General features: G+C 68.9%; 17 protein-coding genes. 10 read left to right on the top strand and 7 right to left on the bottom strand.

Annotated features, from left to right (window positions below; all coding sequences use genetic code 11):
- Positions 1–70: 70 nt before the first annotated feature.
- From SBI67_RS09820 to SBI67_RS09805, 4 genes are all read right to left on the bottom strand, one after another.
- A complete protein-coding gene (locus SBI67_RS09820) occupies positions 71–1,507 on the bottom strand; it encodes a GuaB1 family IMP dehydrogenase-related protein (RefSeq protein ID WP_318980341.1) in 1,437 nt (478 codons plus the stop codon).
- Positions 1,508–1,532: 25 nt separating this feature from the next.
- On the bottom strand, positions 1,533–2,978 hold the full coding sequence (gene gndA, locus SBI67_RS09815) for an NADP-dependent phosphogluconate dehydrogenase (protein WP_318980340.1): 1,446 nt from the start codon (positions 2,976–2,978) through the stop codon (positions 1,533–1,535).
- 66 nt (positions 2,979–3,044) lie between these two features.
- Complete coding sequence (locus SBI67_RS09810; RefSeq protein ID WP_318980339.1) at positions 3,045–3,992, bottom strand: M48 family metalloprotease; 948 nt, start codon at positions 3,990–3,992, stop codon at positions 3,045–3,047.
- A 14-nt stretch (positions 3,993–4,006) separates the two neighbouring features.
- On the bottom strand, positions 4,007–4,423 hold the full coding sequence (locus tag SBI67_RS09805; protein ID WP_024453681.1) for a BlaI/MecI/CopY family transcriptional regulator: 417 nt from the start codon (positions 4,421–4,423) through the stop codon (positions 4,007–4,009).
- A 215-nt stretch (positions 4,424–4,638) separates the two neighbouring features.
- Between SBI67_RS09805 and SBI67_RS09800 the strand changes: the two genes are divergently transcribed.
- The 8 genes from SBI67_RS09800 (at position 4,639) to SBI67_RS09765 (ending at position 10,450) form a co-directional block, all read left to right on the top strand.
- Positions 4,639–5,418 (top strand): iron reductase, encoded by a 780-nt coding sequence (locus SBI67_RS09800; protein ID WP_318980338.1) that lies wholly within the window; start codon positions 4,639–4,641, stop codon positions 5,416–5,418.
- 155 nt (positions 5,419–5,573) lie between these two features.
- Positions 5,574–5,975 carry a PaaI family thioesterase gene (locus SBI67_RS09795; RefSeq protein ID WP_318980337.1) on the top strand — a complete coding sequence of 134 codons (402 nt, stop codon included), beginning with the start codon at positions 5,574–5,576 and terminating at the stop codon, positions 5,973–5,975.
- A gap of 60 nt (positions 5,976–6,035) precedes the next feature.
- Positions 6,036–6,338, top strand: coding sequence for an urease subunit gamma (locus SBI67_RS09790; protein WP_318980336.1), 303 nt, complete (start codon positions 6,036–6,038; stop codon positions 6,336–6,338).
- A gap of 74 nt (positions 6,339–6,412) precedes the next feature.
- The gene (locus tag SBI67_RS09785) at positions 6,413–6,730 is read left to right on the top strand and encodes an urease subunit beta (protein WP_318980335.1); all 318 of its coding nucleotides are present in this window, start codon (positions 6,413–6,415) and stop codon (positions 6,728–6,730) included.
- Positions 6,727–8,448 (top strand): urease subunit alpha, encoded by a 1,722-nt coding sequence (locus SBI67_RS09780; RefSeq protein ID WP_318980334.1) that lies wholly within the window; start codon positions 6,727–6,729, stop codon positions 8,446–8,448. Before SBI67_RS09785 ends, SBI67_RS09780 begins: the two co-directional genes overlap by 4 nt.
- The gene (locus tag SBI67_RS09775; RefSeq protein ID WP_318980333.1) at positions 8,448–9,113 is read left to right on the top strand and encodes an urease accessory protein UreF; all 666 of its coding nucleotides are present in this window, start codon (positions 8,448–8,450) and stop codon (positions 9,111–9,113) included. Before SBI67_RS09780 ends, SBI67_RS09775 begins: the two co-directional genes overlap by 1 nt.
- 25 nt (positions 9,114–9,138) lie before the next feature.
- On the top strand, positions 9,139–9,819 hold the full coding sequence (gene ureG / locus SBI67_RS09770) for an urease accessory protein UreG (RefSeq protein WP_318980332.1): 681 nt from the start codon (positions 9,139–9,141) through the stop codon (positions 9,817–9,819).
- Between the two features lie 4 nt (positions 9,820–9,823).
- Entirely contained in the window at positions 9,824–10,450 is a 627-nt protein-coding gene (locus SBI67_RS09765) for an urease accessory protein UreD (RefSeq protein WP_318980331.1), read from the top strand.
- 8 nt (positions 10,451–10,458) lie between these two features.
- Here SBI67_RS09765 and SBI67_RS09760 read toward each other — a convergent pair whose 3' ends face one another.
- From SBI67_RS09760 to SBI67_RS09750, 3 genes are all read right to left on the bottom strand, one after another.
- Positions 10,459–11,853, bottom strand: coding sequence for a type II NADH:quinone oxidoreductase Ndh (locus tag SBI67_RS09760; RefSeq protein ID WP_266047778.1), 1,395 nt, complete (start codon positions 11,851–11,853; stop codon positions 10,459–10,461).
- 104 nt (positions 11,854–11,957) lie between these two features.
- Positions 11,958–12,884, bottom strand: coding sequence for an LLM class F420-dependent oxidoreductase (locus SBI67_RS09755; protein ID WP_318980330.1), 927 nt, complete (start codon positions 12,882–12,884; stop codon positions 11,958–11,960).
- A 68-nt stretch (positions 12,885–12,952) separates the two neighbouring features.
- Positions 12,953–13,624 carry an SDR family oxidoreductase gene (locus SBI67_RS09750; protein WP_318980506.1) on the bottom strand — a complete coding sequence of 224 codons (672 nt, stop codon included), beginning with the start codon at positions 13,622–13,624 and terminating at the stop codon, positions 12,953–12,955.
- Positions 13,625–13,831: 207 nt separating this feature from the next.
- On the opposite strand from SBI67_RS09750, the gene SBI67_RS09745 reads away from it, so the two are divergent.
- Positions 13,832–14,620 (top strand): ABC transporter permease, encoded by a 789-nt coding sequence (locus SBI67_RS09745; protein ID WP_318980329.1) that lies wholly within the window; start codon positions 13,832–13,834, stop codon positions 14,618–14,620.
- Positions 14,617–15,699 (top strand): sulfate/molybdate ABC transporter ATP-binding protein, encoded by a 1,083-nt coding sequence (locus tag SBI67_RS09740; RefSeq protein WP_413232440.1) that lies wholly within the window; start codon positions 14,617–14,619, stop codon positions 15,697–15,699. Before SBI67_RS09745 ends, SBI67_RS09740 begins: the two co-directional genes overlap by 4 nt.
- Positions 15,700–15,754: the final 55 nt, after the last annotated feature.

Genomic DNA, 15,754 nt, shown 5'->3' with positions numbered 1-15,754 from the left:
TAGATCGGCGTTGCACGGTGCATGACGCCGGGAAGCCTCAATGGTAGCTTGCGCGCCCGCGCCCGCGGCTTCACCAACCGCTGGGCAACGGGTGACCTTCGGCAAACCCGGCGGCAGACTGGACCCCGAGGATCACCTTCTCGTGCAACTCGGGCAGGGTGGCCGCACCCACGTAGGTGCAGGTGCTGCGTACCCCGGAGGTGATGTGGTCGAGCAGGTCCTCGACCCCGCCGCGGGTCGGGTCGAGCGCCATCCGCGATGTCGAGATGCCCTCCTCGAACAACGCTTTACGGGCCCGGTCGAAGGCGCCGTCGGCAGCGGTGCGGGCCGCGACCGCGCGTTTGGAGGCCATGCCGTAGCTCTCCTTGTAGGGCAGCCCGTCGCGGTCGCGCAGTAGGTCCCCCGGCGACTCGTAGGTGCCCGCGAACCAGGACCCGATCATCACGTTGGACGCGCCGGCGGCCAGTGCCAGCGCGACGTCGCGGGGGTGCCGAACCCCGCCGTCGGCCCACACGTGGGCGCCCAATTCCCTTGCCGCCGCAGCACATTCGACGACGGCAGAGAACTGCGGGCGGCCGACGCCGGTCATCATCCTGGTGGTGCACATGGCGCCGGGCCCGACACCGACCTTGACGATGGAGGCGCCGGCGGCGATCAGGTCGCGGGTGCCCGCCGCGGACACCACGTTGCCCGCGGCGATCGGCACGCCCAGGTCCAGGGCGGCCACCGTGGCGATCGCGTCGAGCATCTTGGCCTGGTGCCCGTGTGCGGTGTCGATGACCAGCAGGTCGGCGCCGGCCTCGACCAGCCCGCGGGCCTTGGCGCCGACGTCGCCGTTGATCCCGACGGCGGCCGCGATGCGCAGCCGGCCGTTGGCGTCCACGGCGGGGGTGTAGATCCCGGCCCGGATACTGCCAGTGCGGGTCAGCACCCCGGCCAGTTCGCCGTCGGGGCCGGTGAGCACCGCGACGCCGACGGGAGCGTGCTCGAGCAGGTCGAACACCTTGCGGGGGTCGGTGCCGGCCGGGGCGGTGACGAAATCGGTGAGCGCGACGTCGCGGACCCTGGCGAACCGGTCCACCCCGGCGCAGGCGGCCTCGGTGATGATCCCGACGGGACGACCGTCGCGGATGATGACCGCCGCGCCGTGCGCGCGCTTGTTGATCAGCGCCATGGCATCGGAGACGGCGCTGTCGGGTGCCAGCGTCACCGGGGTGTCGGCGACCAGGTCGCGGCTCTTGACGAAATCGACGGTCTCGGCGACCGCCGACAGCGGCAGGTCCTGCGGTAGCACCACGATGCCGCCGCGGCGCGCCACCGTTTCGGCCATCCGGCGCCCGGCCACCGCCGTCATGTTGGCCACCACGACCGGGATGGTGGTGCCCGAGCCGTCCACCGTGGACAGGTCGACGTCGAACCGGGACGCCACCTCCGAACGGCCGGGCACCACGAAGACGTCGTTGTAGGTCAAGTCATAGGGCGGGGTGTGCCCGTCAAGAAACCTCACGACGTCAGTCTAGGTATCCCCGCGGTCAGGCCGGCACTTCGCTGCGGTCCCCGCTCCACAGGGTGTGGAACTTCTTACCCTCGGGTGCGTCGATGCGGCCGTAGGTGTGGGCGCCGAAGAAGTCCCGCAGGCCCTGGGTGAGGGCGGCCGGGAGGCGTTCGGTGCGTAGCGCGTCGTAGTAGGACAGCGCCGAGGAGAACCCGGGGATCGGGATGCCCAGCTGGGTGGCGGTGACCACCACACGACGCCAGGCGTCGATGCCCGATTCGATCGCGTCGCGGAAGTACGGTGCCGCGATCAGGGTCGGCAGATCGGGGTTCTCGTCGAAGGCCTCGGTGATCCGGTTGAGGAACTTGGCCCGGATGATGCAGCCGCCGCGCCAGATCCGCGCCATGTCGCCCGGCGCGATGCCCCAGTTGTACTCGGCGCTGCCCGCCTGGATCTGGTTGAAGCCCTGGGCGTAGGCGATGATCTTCGACGCGTACAGCGCCTTGGCGACATCGTCGATGAATTGCGTTGCGTCACCGGGCTTATCGCCGAGGGCGCCGGAAGCCAGGCCCGTGGTCGCCGTGCGCTGGGCCACCGATCCGGACAAGGCGCGGGCGAAGACGGCCTCGGCGATACCGGTCACCGGGACACCGAGATCGAGCGCGGACTTCACCGTCCAGCGGCCGGTGCCCTTCTGCTCGGCCTCGTCCACGATCACGTCGACCAGCGGCTTGCCGGTGGTGGCGTCGGTTTGGCGCAGCACCTCGGCGGTGATCTCGATCAGGAAGCTGTCCAGGTCGCCTTTGTTCCATTCGGCGAACACGTCGGCAATCTCCGGAGCGGTCTTGCCCAGCCCGTCGCGCAGCAGTTGGTAGGCCTCGCCGATGAGCTGCATATCGGAGTACTCGATACCGTTGTGCACCATCTTGACGAAGTGACCGGCGCCGTCGGGACCGACGTGGGTGCAGCAGGGCACCCCGTCGACGTGGGCCGAGATCTCTTCGAGCAGGGGCCCCAGGCTCTTGTAGGACTCGGCCGGGCCGCCGGGCATGATCGACGGCCCGTTGAGCGCGCCCTCCTCACCGCCGGAGATGCCGGCGCCGACGAAGTGCAGCCCGCGCTCGCGGATCGCCTTCTCCCGCCGGATGGTGTCGGTGTAGAGCGCGTTGCCGCCGTCGATGATGATGTCGCCCGGCTCCATGGCGTCGGCCAGTTCGTTGATGACGGCGTCGGTCGGGTCACCGGCCTTCACCATGATGATCACCCGGCGGGGCTTCTCCAGCGCGTCGAGGAATTCCGCGATGGTCTCGCTGCGCACGAACGTGCCCTCGGACCCGTGCTCGGCCAACAGCGCATCGGTCTTGGCGATGGACCGGTTGTGCAGGGCCACGGTGTACCCGTGCCTGGCGAAGTTACGGGCGAGATTGGAGCCCATCACGGCGAGGCCGGTGACTCCGATCTGGGCGGTGCCGGTGTCGGACATGCAGACGCCTTTCGTTGTTTTGTTGTCGGTCGCCTTGTACAGCGCCGTGCGTGCGAGATTTCATGCCTAGTTGGCGAACAACCGGTGCAACTCGGTGAGCCACGGAATGGCCAACGCGAGCGTGGGCACCACCATGATGGCCGCGGCCGCCAGGTACGCGCCCACCGCGAGAACCAGACTATTGCCCGCACCGCCGAGGCGCCGCACCCGAAGCACCGTGGTCGGGCCGCCGGCTGCCAGCGCACCCGACGGGGTGTGGCTGGCGGCGCAGGCCACCAAGGCGCGGGCCAGGGGAGTCGGGCCGGTGACGCGGACGGCGGCGTCGTCGGCGAGCAGTTCGATCAGCAGCCGGACCGCGTCGAGGGCGCTGGCGCTGCGGACGAACCGCGGGAACGCGGCGCGCATCGCGGTGAACATCTCCAGCACCAGGTCGTGGCGGGCCCGCAGGTGTGCGCGTTCATGGCTGAGGATGGCCTCGATCTCGGAGGCCGACAGGCTGGTCAGCGTGCCCTCGCTGACGACGACGCGGCTGCGCACGCCCGGCAGGCAGTAGGCCATCGGCTGGGCGATGTCGAGCACCCGCAGCCCGCTGCGCCGGCGCGCCGGGGCGGGCACCGCGTCGCGGGACATGCCCAGCAGGTCGACCAGCATGCGATGGTGGGCGCGCCGGCGCCGGGTGGCCACGGCCACCGCCAGCACCGACACGATCAGCCGGCCGCCGATCATCAGGGTCACGGCCAACACGCAGACGTAGAGGAGCCACAACGGCCAGCCCAGCACCCCGATCTCACTGGTCAGGGTCGCGGTGGGCTTGCCGTCCGGGCCCGGCACCAGCAGCCTGCTGGCGATGGCGATCCCGGCGGAGAAGGCCGACAACACGGCGGCCAGTGCGATGGCCTGCCAGAGCACGATCGCGGCGCGGGGCGCGCGCTGCGGCCAGCTCGCACGCGCCAGCAGCGCCGGCACGGGGCCGACGAGCAATAACGCGACGATGGAGAAGGCCAGCGCGGACACGCCGCTAGTGTCTCTCAGCTGGTGGCCGAATTACCAGCGGGCGGCGCGATCTGGTGCTTGGCCTCCAACTCGGCCAGCGCGCGGCGCAGCGCGGCGGCCTCGTCGGCGCCGACCCGTTCGACAAAGTGCACCAGGGCGGCCTCGCGGCTCCCGGAGTCGGCGGCCTGGTCCAGGGCGTCGACCATGAGACCGGCCACCAGCTCGTCGCGGCCGTGGGTGGGCGCATAGCGGTGGGCCCGGTCGTCGCGATGCTGGACCACCAGGTTCTTCTTCGCGAGACGCTGCAGCACCGTCATGATCGTCGTGTAAGCGAGGTCTCGGCGTGCTGCCAAGGCCTCGTGCACCTGCCGCACCGTCTGCGGCTCCCGCGAGGTCCACAGGTGATCCATCACCTCGCGCTCGAGTTCCCCGAGCCGCGTCAACTTGGCCATATCCCGTTCATCTCCTGAGCGATAAATGAAGCCTACACGGGCTTACTACCGTGCGTCGTATCGAATTTCCGTGACCGGTCCAACGTGCGGGTGCATGTCCTCCGTTCCCGGTCAGCCAGCCTTTCTGGATTGCCTGTGAGTCGAGTCACAGGTTTTGGCCACCCTCACTGTCGTGACTATAGTAAGGCTAACCTAAGTGATCGAGGAGGTGTGGAGTGACGGTCGTGATCGATGACCCGTTGATTGCTCGGATGTCGATTCGGCGGGCCCTGCCGCTGCACGAGTCGAGCCGGCGGCTGCGCGAGTTGTACCCCGAATGTCCACGCGTGTACGGCGTCGCCGTGATGGGCGATCTGTCCCGGCGGCGCTGGTGGCCGCTGGCCGAGGCGCTCACCACCGACCGGCTGCGCACCATGTTCGACGTTGCGATCGCCGAGATCGACAGTCACGCCGCCGTGGCCCAGCAATTGGCCGCCACCCTGGCGCACGTCGTGGTCGGCCGGGTGGTGCCGCTGATCGCGCTGGAGGGGCGCGCCTGGGACACCGGGCTGGAGAACCTCTGGGTGCACGTCGATTCCGAGGGGGCCATCGACTGGGTCGGTGTGGTGGATCCGACGCTGCGGGCACTGCCCGACGATCCGCACTTGGCCACCCGCGTCAGCGTCGGCTCCGTGCGCACCGCGCGGGACGGCATCGTCGCGCTGCCCAGTGAGGCGGCGCTGGCGACGTGGGTGGCCCATCGCAGTCATCGCGCGTTGGCGCCGCTGTTCGCCAAGCTCCACGAGGTCACCGACGGCGCGATGTCGGTTGCCGCGATGTGGAACGTGGTGGGGGCGGCCGTGGTCGGGGCCGCCACCCAGGTGCCGCTGCTGGCCGGCTCCAGCGAGCTGACGAGCATGCGCCGCAGCCAGGCGATCTTGGACGCGCTGGTGGGATTCGGGCTGCCGGTGCGCGGCATGGGCCGCATCCCAATGGGCAAGGCCTTGCTAAATTAGGCAAGGCTTGCCTATGCTTGCAACGCGAGGCTAACGGACCGAGCCGGAGTCCTGAGGGCTGCAGAGACCCCCGGTCCACTCGAAGGGCGGGTCCCGCGCAACAGTGCGGGGCCCGCCCGCTTTTTTGTCCGGCCGCCCGTGCAAACATCAGTGCCGTGACCGCACCTGAACTCGCCGATCTCGGCAAGGGCTTCGACGCCGAACTGGGACTGAAGTACCTGGACGTCACGCCGGACGGCGGACGGGCCCAGCTGACCATTACCGACAAGGTGTTGCAGCCCTGGGGGATCGTGCACGGCGGCGTGTACTGCGCCATCGTGGAGAGCCTGGCCAGTGTGTCCGGCCACGTCTGGCTCAGTGAGCACGGCGGCGGCACCGTCGTCGGCGTCAACAACAACACCGACTTTCTGCGCGCCATCAAGAGCGGCAAGGTGACGGCCGTCTCCGAGCCGATCCACCGCGGCCGCCGCCAGCAGCTGTGGCTGATCACCATCACCGACGAGGACGATCGCCTCGTCGCCCGTGGGCAGGTCCGGTTGCAGAACATCACAAGCTAGACCCCGCGGGGTAGACGTACGCGCTGCCTAATGCAGCGGGCCGTGGCAATATCGCGCACTATGCGTTTAACGCCGCATGAACAAGAGCGGTTGCTGATCTCCTACGCCGCAGACCTGGCTCGTCGTCGTCAGGCTCGCGGGTTGAAACTCAACCATCCCGAGGCCGTCGCGCTCATCACCGATCACATCCTGGAGGGCGCCCGCGACGGACGCTCGGTGGCCGAGCTGATGGTCAGCGGCCGTGACGTGTTGTCCCGCGAGCAGGTGATGGCAGGGGTACCCGAGATGCTGCACGACGTGCAGGTCGAGGCTACCTTCCCGGACGGCACCAAGCTCGTCACCGTCCACCACCCGATCCCGTGAGGGCCCATGAGCGCTTGCGCGAAGAGCAGAGGTCTTGAGATGAGCGCTTGCGTGAAGAGCATAGGTCTTGAGCCGTGATCCCTGGTGAGACTTTTTACGGCGACGGCGACGTGGAACTCAACGCCGGCGCGACGCGTCTTGTGCTCGATGTGGTGAACACCGGCGACCGTCCGGTGCAGGTGGGTAGCCACGTGCACCTGCCGCAGGCCAACGCCGCGCTCGACTTCGACCGCGCCGCAGCACACGGGCATCGTCTCGACATCCCGGCGGGCACCGCCGTGCGCTTCGAACCCGGTATCGCCCAGCGGGTCTCACTGGTACCGCTGAGCGGCACCCGTGAGGTCCACGGGTTGTCGCTCAATCCGCCCGGCAGATTGGACCCGCCCCAGTGACCTCGCTGTCCCGTGACCGCTATGCGGCCCTGTTCGGCCCCACCACCGGCGACCGGATCCGACTGGCCGACACCGACCTGCTCGTCGAGATCACCGAGGATCGCAGCGGTGGGCCGGGCCTGGCCGGCGACGAGGCCGTCTTCGGTGGCGGCAAGGTGCTGCGCGAATCGATGGGGCAGTCCCGGGCAACCAGGGCCGACGGCGCCCCCGATACCGTCATCACCGGCGCGGTCATCCTCGACTACTGGGGAATCATCAAGGCCGACATCGGTATTCGCGACGGACGCATCGTCGCGATCGGAAAGGCCGGTAACCCCGACATCATGTCCGGGGTACACCCCGACCTCGTCGTTGGCCCGTCCACCGAGATCATCGCCGGCAACGGCCGCATCGTCACCGCCGGTGCCATCGACTGTCACGTGCACCTGATCTGCCCGCAGATCATGGAGGAAGCCCTCGGCGGCGGTATCACCACCATCGTCGCCGGCGGCACCGGACCGGCCGAGGGGAGTAAGGCCACCACCGTGACGCCCGGCTCCTGGCATCTAGCCCGGATGTTGGAGTCGCTGGACTCCTGGCCGCTCAACGTCGCCCTGCTGGGTAAGGGAAACACCGTCAGCACCGAGGCGATGTGGGAGCAATTACGGGGCGGTGCAGCCGGATTCAAGCTGCACGAGGACTGGGGTACCACCCCGGCGGCCATCGACGCCTGCCTGACGGTGTCCGAGGCAGCCGGCGTCCAGGCCAACATCCACACCGACACGCTCAACGAGGCCGGGTTCGTGGAGGACACGCTGGCCGCCATCAAGGGCCGCGGTATCCACGCCTACCACACCGAAGGGGCCGGCGGCGGGCACGCACCCGACATCATCACCGTCGCCTCGCACCCCAATGTGTTGCCCAGTTCCACCAATCCGACCCGCCCGCACACGGTCAACACCCTCGACGAGCACCTCGACATGCTCATGGTGTGCCATCACCTGAATCCCAGCATTCCTGAGGATCTGGCCTTCGCCGAGAGCCGGATTCGCCCCTCGACCATCGCCGCCGAGGACCTGCTGCACGATATCGGCGCGATCTCGATGATCGGCAGCGATGCGCAGGCGATGGGCCGGATCGGGGAGGTGGTGCTGCGCACCTGGCAGACCGCGCACGTGATGAAGAAACGTCGCGGCTTCTTGGCGGGTGACACCGCCGCCGACAACAACCGCGCGCAGCGCTATGTCGCCAAGTACACGATCTGTCCCGCGGTGGCCCACGGGTTGGACCACGAGATCGGCTCGGTCGAGGTGGGCAAGCTGGCCGACCTGGTGTTGTGGGAGCCGGCCTTCTTCGGGGTGCGCCCGCATGCGGTGCTCAAGGGCGGCATGATCGCCTGGGCGGCGATGGGCGACGCCAACGCCTCGATCCCCACCCCGCAGCCGGTGCTGCCGCGGCCGATGTTCGGCGCCACCCCGGTGGCCGCCGCGGCCACCTCTGTTCACTTCGTGGCGCCGGCGGCGCTGGAGGACGGGCTGGCCGACCGACTGGATATCCGGCGGAAACTGGTGGCGGTCAAGAATGTTCGCCAGGTCGGCAAAACGGATATGCCGCACAACGACGCCCTGCCGCGCATCGAGGTGGATCCGGACACCTTCACCGTGCGTATCGACGGGGAGGTCTGGGCCGAGCAACCCGCAGCCGAACTGCCGATGGCGCAGCGCTACTTCCTGTTCTGATGAGCTCTCTGGACTTCCCGTCGCTTCGCTCGCCCGGTCTTACGACACTGCTGGCCCTGGCGGATTCGCGGCTGCCGACCGGCGGGCATGTGCATTCCGGTGGCATGGAGGAGGCGATCACCGCCGGGCTGGTGACCGACCTGGCCACCCTGCGGGCCTACCTGCGCCGCCGGGTCCGCACCCAGGGCCTGGTGACCGCATCTCTGGCGGCCGCGGTGCACACCGGCACGCTTGCGGTTGCGGTCGCCGACGCCGAGACCGACGCTCGTACCCCGGCTCCGGCCGCCAGGGTGGCCTCGCGGGCCCAGGGCCGCGGGCTCCTCCGACTGGCCAAACGGGTGTGGCCAGAACACGATTGGGCTCCGCTGGGGCTCAAACCACATCTCGCGGTGGCCGCCGGCGCGGTCGGGATCGCCAGCGCGGTGGCACCCGAACACACCGCGCTGTCGATGGTGTACACCACGATGACCGGTTCGGCCACGGCCGCGCAGCGGCTGCTGGCGTTGGATCCCGCCGACGTCGCCGCCTTGACTTTCGAGCTCTCCGCGCTGTGCGAGCAGACCGCTGCGGCGGCGGTCAAGGAGATCGCCGACCTGTCCGACCCGTTGCTCGACGTGCTGGCCCAGGACCACGCGGCACGCGAGCGGCCTCTTTTTGTCTCATGAGTTGCCAGAGGTGATAAGGACCACCATGCCACCACATTTCATTGACGGTCAGCCGCACACCCACACCGACCGGCCCAAGCGGGTCCGGCGGCCGGGGGAGCCGCTACGCATCGGCATCGGCGGGCCGGTCGGCTCGGGCAAGACCGCGCTGACCGCCGCGCTGTGCCGGCAGCTGCGTGACGAACTGTCGCTGGCGGTGCTGACCAACGACATCTACACCACCGAGGACGCCGACTTCCTGCGTCGGCACGCCGTGCTGCCCGACGAGCGGATCGCCGCGGTGCAGACCGGCGGCTGCCCGCACACCGCCATCCGCGACGACATCACCGCCAACCTCGATGCCATCGACGATCTGATCGAGGCCAACCCGGGTCTCGATCTGATCCTCGTCGAATCCGGCGGTGACAACCTGACCGCCACCTTCTCGTCCGGTCTGATCGACGTGCAGATCTTCGTCATCGACGTGGCCGGTGGCGACAAGGTGCCGCGCAAGGGCGGGCCGGGGGTGACGTTCTCGGATCTGTTGGTGATCAACAAGACCGACCTGGCCCCGATGGTCGGTGCCGACCTGGACGTGATGCGTCGCGACTCGACGAAGGTGCGCGACGGCCGGCCGTTCGTGCTCATCTCGCTGACCGAGGATCCGACGGCGGGGCCGGTGCTGCAGTGGGTGCACGAGCAGCTACGGGTGCCGGTCTCGGGCTGACATCGTGCGTTCCGACGTCCTGTTGGTGGCTTCGCCCGGCCGCGGTCCCCGCATCGAATGCAGCGGGGGACTGGCGGCCCGGCGCACCCGACCCGACACCGTGCACCTGATCTCGGCGGCGGCCACCCCCCTCGGCGGGGATGCCATCGCCATCCGGATCGTGGTCGAGGCCGGAGCCCGGCTACGGGTGCGTTCGGTGGCGGCCACCGTGGTGCTGCCCGGTGCGACCACCACGCAATCGCACAGTTCCTGGGATCTGGAGGTCGACGGCGAACTGGACCTGGACGTCGAACCGACCGTGGTGGCCGGCGGTTCCCACCACCTGGCCGGCACCCGGCTGCGGTTGGGCCGTGACGGCCGGGCCAGGGTGCGCGAAAGCGTCCAGATCGGCCGGACCGGCGAAACGCAGGGCTATTGGTCGGGTGCCTTACATGCCGATGTCGACGGCACGCCGTTGCTGCGGCACCGCGTCGAGCTCGGCGGCGGCACGGTGGCCGACGACGAACTCGGCAGCCCCCGCGCTTGCATCAGCGAATTGCGCTACCCGCAAACGAGTTTCGTGAGCCCGGGTACGGTTCTCGAACTCGCCGCGGGTGGCTGCCTGGCGACCTGGCAGGGCGAGCGACTCTGAAGAGTCGGCTAACTCGCGCGTTCCTCCTGCACCGCCGCCGCGATTTCCTGGAGTTCTTCGATCCTGGTCCTGGCGTAGGCCTGCTGTTCGGTGATGGTCAGCTGACCGCGCTGCCTGCTCAGGAACGTCACCGCCCAGGACAGCAGCGTGGCCACCTTGGTCTTGAATCCGACCAGGTAGATCAGGTGCAGTCCGAGCCAGGCCAGCCACGCGAAGAAGCCGCCGAACTCGAATTTGGTCTTCTCGCCCAGGGGGATCTGGGCCACGGCGTTCCACTTCGAGACGGTGGCCATCGAGCCCTTGTCGAAGTACTTGAACGGCTCGCGCGGCTTCGGCTTGGTGCCGTGCTGACGGGCCTTGTCCTCGTTCTTGATGATCGCGGCGACGTACTTGGCGCCCTGGATCGCGCCCTGCGCCATGCCCGGCACACCGGGAACGAAGGCCATGTCGCCGATCACGAACACATTGGGGTGTCCGGGGATCGACAGGTCGGGGTTCACGATCACGCGGCCGGCGCGGTCGATCTCGGTCTCCGACTGCGCGGCGAGGTCCTTGCCGAGCGGGCTGGCCTGCACCCCGGCCGACCACACCTTGCATGCCGACTCGATGCGGCGGATGGTGCCGTCCTTGTCCTTCACCGTGATGCCGTTGCGGTCGACATCGGTGACCATGGCGTTGAGCTGGATCTCCACGCCCATCTTCTCCAGCCGCTCCTTGGCCTTGAGGCCGAGCTTCTCACCCATCGGTGGCAGCACCGCCGGTGCGGCGTCGAGCAGGATGACATGCGCCTCGGTCGGGTCGATGTGCCGGAAGCTGCCCTTGAGGGTTTGGTCGGAGAGCTCCTGGATCTGACCGGCCATCTCGACACCGGTCGGCCCCGCGCCGACGACGACGAAGGTGAGCAGCTTCTTGCGGCGTTCGGGATCGCTGGACCGCTCGGCCTGCTCGAAGGCGCCCAGGATGCGGGCGCGCAGCTCAAGCGCGTCGTCGATGGTCTTCATGCCCGGCGCCCACTCGGCGAAGTGGTCGTTGCCGAAATAGGACTGCCCGGCGCCGGCAGCCAGGATCAGCGTGTCGTACGGCGTGCGGTAGGTGTGACCGAGCAACACCGAGTCGACGGCCTTGGCTTCCAGGTCGATATGGGTGACATCGCCGAGCAGCACCTGGGCGTTGTGCTGCTTACGCAGGATCAGCCGGGTGGGTGGGGCGATCTCGCCCTCGGAGATGATGCCGGTGGCCACTTGGTACAGCAGCGGCTGGAAGAGATGATGCGTCGTACGTGCGATCAGCTTGATGTCGACATCGGCGTGCTTGAGGGCCTGGGCGGCGTTCAATCCGCCGAATCCCGAACCGATGATGACGACCTTATGCCGATCCGTTGCCGTAGCTCCGGGGTGGCTCATTGCTGCTCCTAGCGGACGTACTTTGTCAATACAACCTCTAGGGTAGTCGGTGGCCATCTCACCAGTGCGGTGAGATGGCGCACCGTACCTATTGTTTACCTGATCTACCCGGCGATCAGCGGTCGAAGGGCTTCGCCCACCGCGGCGACGCCGCCGGGGGTGTAGCCGCCAACGGTGAAGGCGCTGAGGATCACGCCGTCGACGCCGGCGTCGTAGACCTTCTCCTTCAACTGCGTGGCGATCTGTTCGGGCGAGCCGAACACGGCCTGCTGTTTGAACTCGTCGGGAATGACCTCGGCGGTGTACTGCTCGCCGATCAGCGCGATGGCCAACACGCTGGTTTCCAGGGTGGCCGGGTCACGGTCGATCTTCTCGCAGTTCTCCTTGACGACGGCGACCTTGCGGGGCAGCTCGTCGAAGCCGGCGATGATGTTGAGGTGGTCGAAGTGCCGGGCCGCCAGCGGGATGGTCTTCTTCTCGCCGCTGCCGCCGATCATCAGCGGAATGTGTTCGCGGAAGCGGGGATTGGCGAACGCTTCCTTGGTGCGGTAGTACTGGCCGTCGAAACTGACCCGATCGCCCTTGAGCATCGGCAGGATGATCTCGAGCGCCTCGTCGAGCTTCTTGAACCGTTCGGTGAACGTGCCGAATTCGAAGCCCAAGCTGTCGTGCTCCAGTTCGAACCAGCCGGTGCCGATGCCCAGGATGGCGCGGCCCTGGCTGATCACGTCCAGGGTGGTGATCGCCTTGGCCAGCAGGGTGGGGTTGCGGTAGGTGTTGCCGGTGACCAGGGTGCCCAGTTGCACCTTCTCGGTCGCGGCGGCCAGTGCGCCCAGCGCGGTGTACGCCTCGAGCATCGGTTCCTCGGGGGCCCCGATGCCGGGCAGTTGGTAGAGGTGGTCCATCACGAAGACGGAGTCGAAGCCGGCCTGCTCGGCCTCGCGCGCCTGCGCGACCACTGTCGGGAAGAGTTCGGAAACGCTTGTGCCGTAGGAGAAGTTGGGGATCTGGAGTCCGAGTCGAATCGCCATGTGCCTTAGGTAACCACAGCGAAGCGGAGAATTCGCCCCGTTTAGCTGCGGGCGAACGCCGGAATATTTCAGCCGAAGTTGGCCAACGCGCCCTGGCTCACGTGCAGGGTCTGCCCGGTGATGTGCCGCGCGGACTGGGTGGTGAGGAACAGCGCCAGCCGGGTGATCTCGTCGGCCACCGAGGATGCCGGGCTCGCCGCGCCGGCATAACCGACTTCGGCACCCTTGCCGGTGGCCACCGTGTTGACGGTGATGCCCCGGATGCCGAAGTGGGTGGCCTGGCCTGCGGTCCAGTTGGACAGGGCGGCCTTGATCGCGGCGTCCACACTGCCCTCGGCCGGGTGGCCGGGCACCACGTTGATGATGGCGCCGCCGGAGCTCAGCTGGTCGCCGAGGATCTGCACGGTCAGCACGGCGGACAGTAGCGTCGTGTCCAGCGCCTGGCGCCAGGCGTCGGCGTGATCGGCCAGGGTGAAGGTGCGCGGATCCCGGGCCGGCACCCGCGGGGCGGGCACGTTGACGATGGCGTCGAGGTGGGTCGGCAGGGCACTGCGGGCGGCTTCGAGGCTGGCGGCATCGGTGTTGTCGACGACGACGTAATCGACGTCGACCTCCTTGGCAATCACTTCGAGGTCGTCGCGGCGCGCGCCGGCGAGCACCACGGTGTGGCCCTCGTCGCGGAAACCGGTGGCGACCACACGGCCCAACTCGGTATCGCCGCCGGTGAGCAGCACCTCCATGTGATTACCTCCTTGTTCGGCGCTGAACACAGCCGATCGCGACAACATGGTCGCGACACAGCCGATCGCGATCATGTTACTGGACGGTAGCTAGGCGGTGAAATCCGGCGCGCCGCGCTGACCGCGCCCCGTCCGAGCGATCCGGCGCCGATCCCGAGCCGGTCCCGGCGTGATCCGCGGTGATCATGGGTGTTCTAGGGTGCTGCCATGCGGCTGCCCCGCTGGATCTACCTGCCTGCGGCACTGGGCACCTTGTTCGTGCTGCTGCCGCTGCTGGCCATGGCGGTCAAGGTCGACTGGCCGCGGTTCGGGTCGTTGATCACCAGCCCCGCCTCGGTCACCGCGCTGGGGCTGAGCCTGCGCACCTCGGCCGCGAGCACGTCGTTGTGCATCGTCCTCGGGGTGCCCATGGCGCTGGTGCTGGCTCGCAGCCACTCACGCGTCATCACGGCGCTGCGCCCGGTGATCCTGCTGCCGCTGGTGCTGCCGCCGGTGGTGGGCGGCCTTGCGCTGCTGTACGCGTTCGGCAGGCTCGGGCTCATTGGCCGCTATCTGGAGAGTGCCGGGATCCAGATCGCGTTCACCACCGTGGCCGTGGTGCTGGCGCAGACGTTCGTCTCGTTGCCGTTCCTGGTGATCGCCCTGGAAGGGGCGGTGCGCACCGCCGGCGCCGACCACGAGGTGGTGGCGGCCACGCTCGGGGCCCGGCCGACGACCGTGTGGCGCCGGGTGACGCTGCCGCTGTTGGCGCCCGGGCTGGTCTCGGGTGCAGTGCTGGCCTTCGCCCGGTCGCTGGGTGAATTCGGCGCGACGTTGACCTTCGCCGGATCTCGGGAGGGGGTGACCCGCACGCTGCCGTTGGAGATCTATCTGCAGCGGGAAAGCGATGCCGACGCCGCGGTCGCCCTGTCGATTCTGTTGGTGATCGTCGCCGCGGTGGTGGTGCTCGGGCTCGGCGCACGACGGCTGCGGACCGCGTCCTGGCAGGCGGCGTGACCGGGCTGCGAATCGGCGTCGAGGTGGCCGCCCGGGACGTGCAGGTCGAGCTGGAGGTGGCCGCCGGTCACGTGCTCGCCGTCCTGGGGCCCAACGGGGCGGGGAAATCGACCCTGCTGCATGTGCTGGCCGGCACCGTTCGACCCGACCGCGGGGAAGTGCGGGTGGGGGACCGCACGGTGACCGACTGCGCCGCCGGACTGCACATCCGCACGCACGAGCGCCGGGTCGGACTGCTGATGCAGGACCCATTGCTCTTCCCGCACCTGAGCGTACTGGACAACGTGGCGTTCGGTCCGCGCAGCGGAAAGAGATTGAGTCGCAAGGACTCCCGAGATGTGGCGCGGCGCTGGCTGGCCGAGGTGGGCGCGACCGAACTGGCCGACCGGATGCCGGCTGCGCTGTCCGGCGGTCAGGCGCAGCGGGTGGCGCTGGCCCGCGCGCTGGCCGCCGATCCGGACGCGCTGTTGCTCGACGAGCCGATGACGGGCCTGGACGTGGCAATGGCAACCGCGATGCGTGCGCTGCTGCGCCGGGTGCTGACCCGCGACGGCCGCGCGGCGATCCTGGTCACCCATGACGTCCTGGATGTGGTGACCCTCGCCGACCGGGTGGCGGTGCTCGAGTCCGGGCGCGTGGTGGAAAGCGGCCCGGCAGCGCAGATCCTGGCCGCACCGCGCAGTCGGTTCGGCGCCCGGTTCGCCGGGGTGAATCTGGTCAGCGGCCGGCTGGGCGACAACGGTGCGCTCCACACCGACTGGGGTGTCCAGTGGCACGCCGGTGCGGTGTCGGGCGTCGCCGTCGGCGATCGGGCGGTTGCGGTATTCGCGCCGGCAGCGGTGGCGGTGTACCGGCAGGCGCCGCACGGCAGTCCGCGCAATGCGGTGGAGGTGACGGTGGCCGAGGTGGACAGCCGCGGGCCGGCCATCCGGGTGCGGGCCGAACCGCAACCCGACGGCGCGCCAGGCCTGGCCGCCGACATCACCGCGGCGGCGGCCGCCGATCTGCGGCTGGCGCCGGGGCAACGGGTTTTCTTCACCGTGAAAGCGCAGGAGCTGACAATCTCACCGGCGCCGTAACGCCCGGCGCGGCACGGGCGAAACACCGGATGACAGCCGCCCCGCAGTGCGGGGC

The sequence above is a fragment of the Mycolicibacterium chengduense genome, from assembly GCF_033741155.1.
Classification (GTDB): Bacteria; Actinomycetota; Actinomycetes; order Mycobacteriales; family Mycobacteriaceae; genus Mycobacterium.
Note: the sequence above shows the minus strand (reverse complement) of the source record. Positions and strands in the feature narration are given on the sequence as shown.

Excerpts from the sequence above, each read along its gene's own strand:
- gndA (WP_318980340.1), bottom strand. The coding sequence starts at position 2,978 with ATGTCCGACACCGGCACCGCCCAGATCGGAGTCACCGGCCTCGCCGTG.
- SBI67_RS09805 (WP_024453681.1), bottom strand. The coding sequence starts at position 4,423 with ATGGCCAAGTTGACGCGGCTCGGGGAACTCGAGCGCGAGGTGATGGAT.
- SBI67_RS09790 (WP_318980336.1), top strand. The coding sequence starts at position 6,036 with ATGCGTTTAACGCCGCATGAACAAGAGCGGTTGCTGATCTCCTACGCC.
- SBI67_RS09775 (WP_318980333.1), top strand. The coding sequence starts at position 8,448 with ATGAGCTCTCTGGACTTCCCGTCGCTTCGCTCGCCCGGTCTTACGACA.
- ureG (WP_318980332.1), top strand. The coding sequence starts at position 9,139 with ATGCCACCACATTTCATTGACGGTCAGCCGCACACCCACACCGACCGG.
- SBI67_RS09760 (WP_266047778.1), bottom strand. The coding sequence starts at position 11,853 with ATGAGCCACCCCGGAGCTACGGCAACGGATCGGCATAAGGTCGTCATC.
- SBI67_RS09755 (WP_318980330.1), bottom strand. The coding sequence starts at position 12,884 with ATGGCGATTCGACTCGGACTCCAGATCCCCAACTTCTCCTACGGCACA.
- SBI67_RS09750 (WP_318980506.1), bottom strand. The coding sequence starts at position 13,624 with ATGGAGGTGCTGCTCACCGGCGGCGATACCGAGTTGGGCCGTGTGGTC.
- SBI67_RS09745 (WP_318980329.1), top strand. The coding sequence starts at position 13,832 with ATGCGGCTGCCCCGCTGGATCTACCTGCCTGCGGCACTGGGCACCTTG.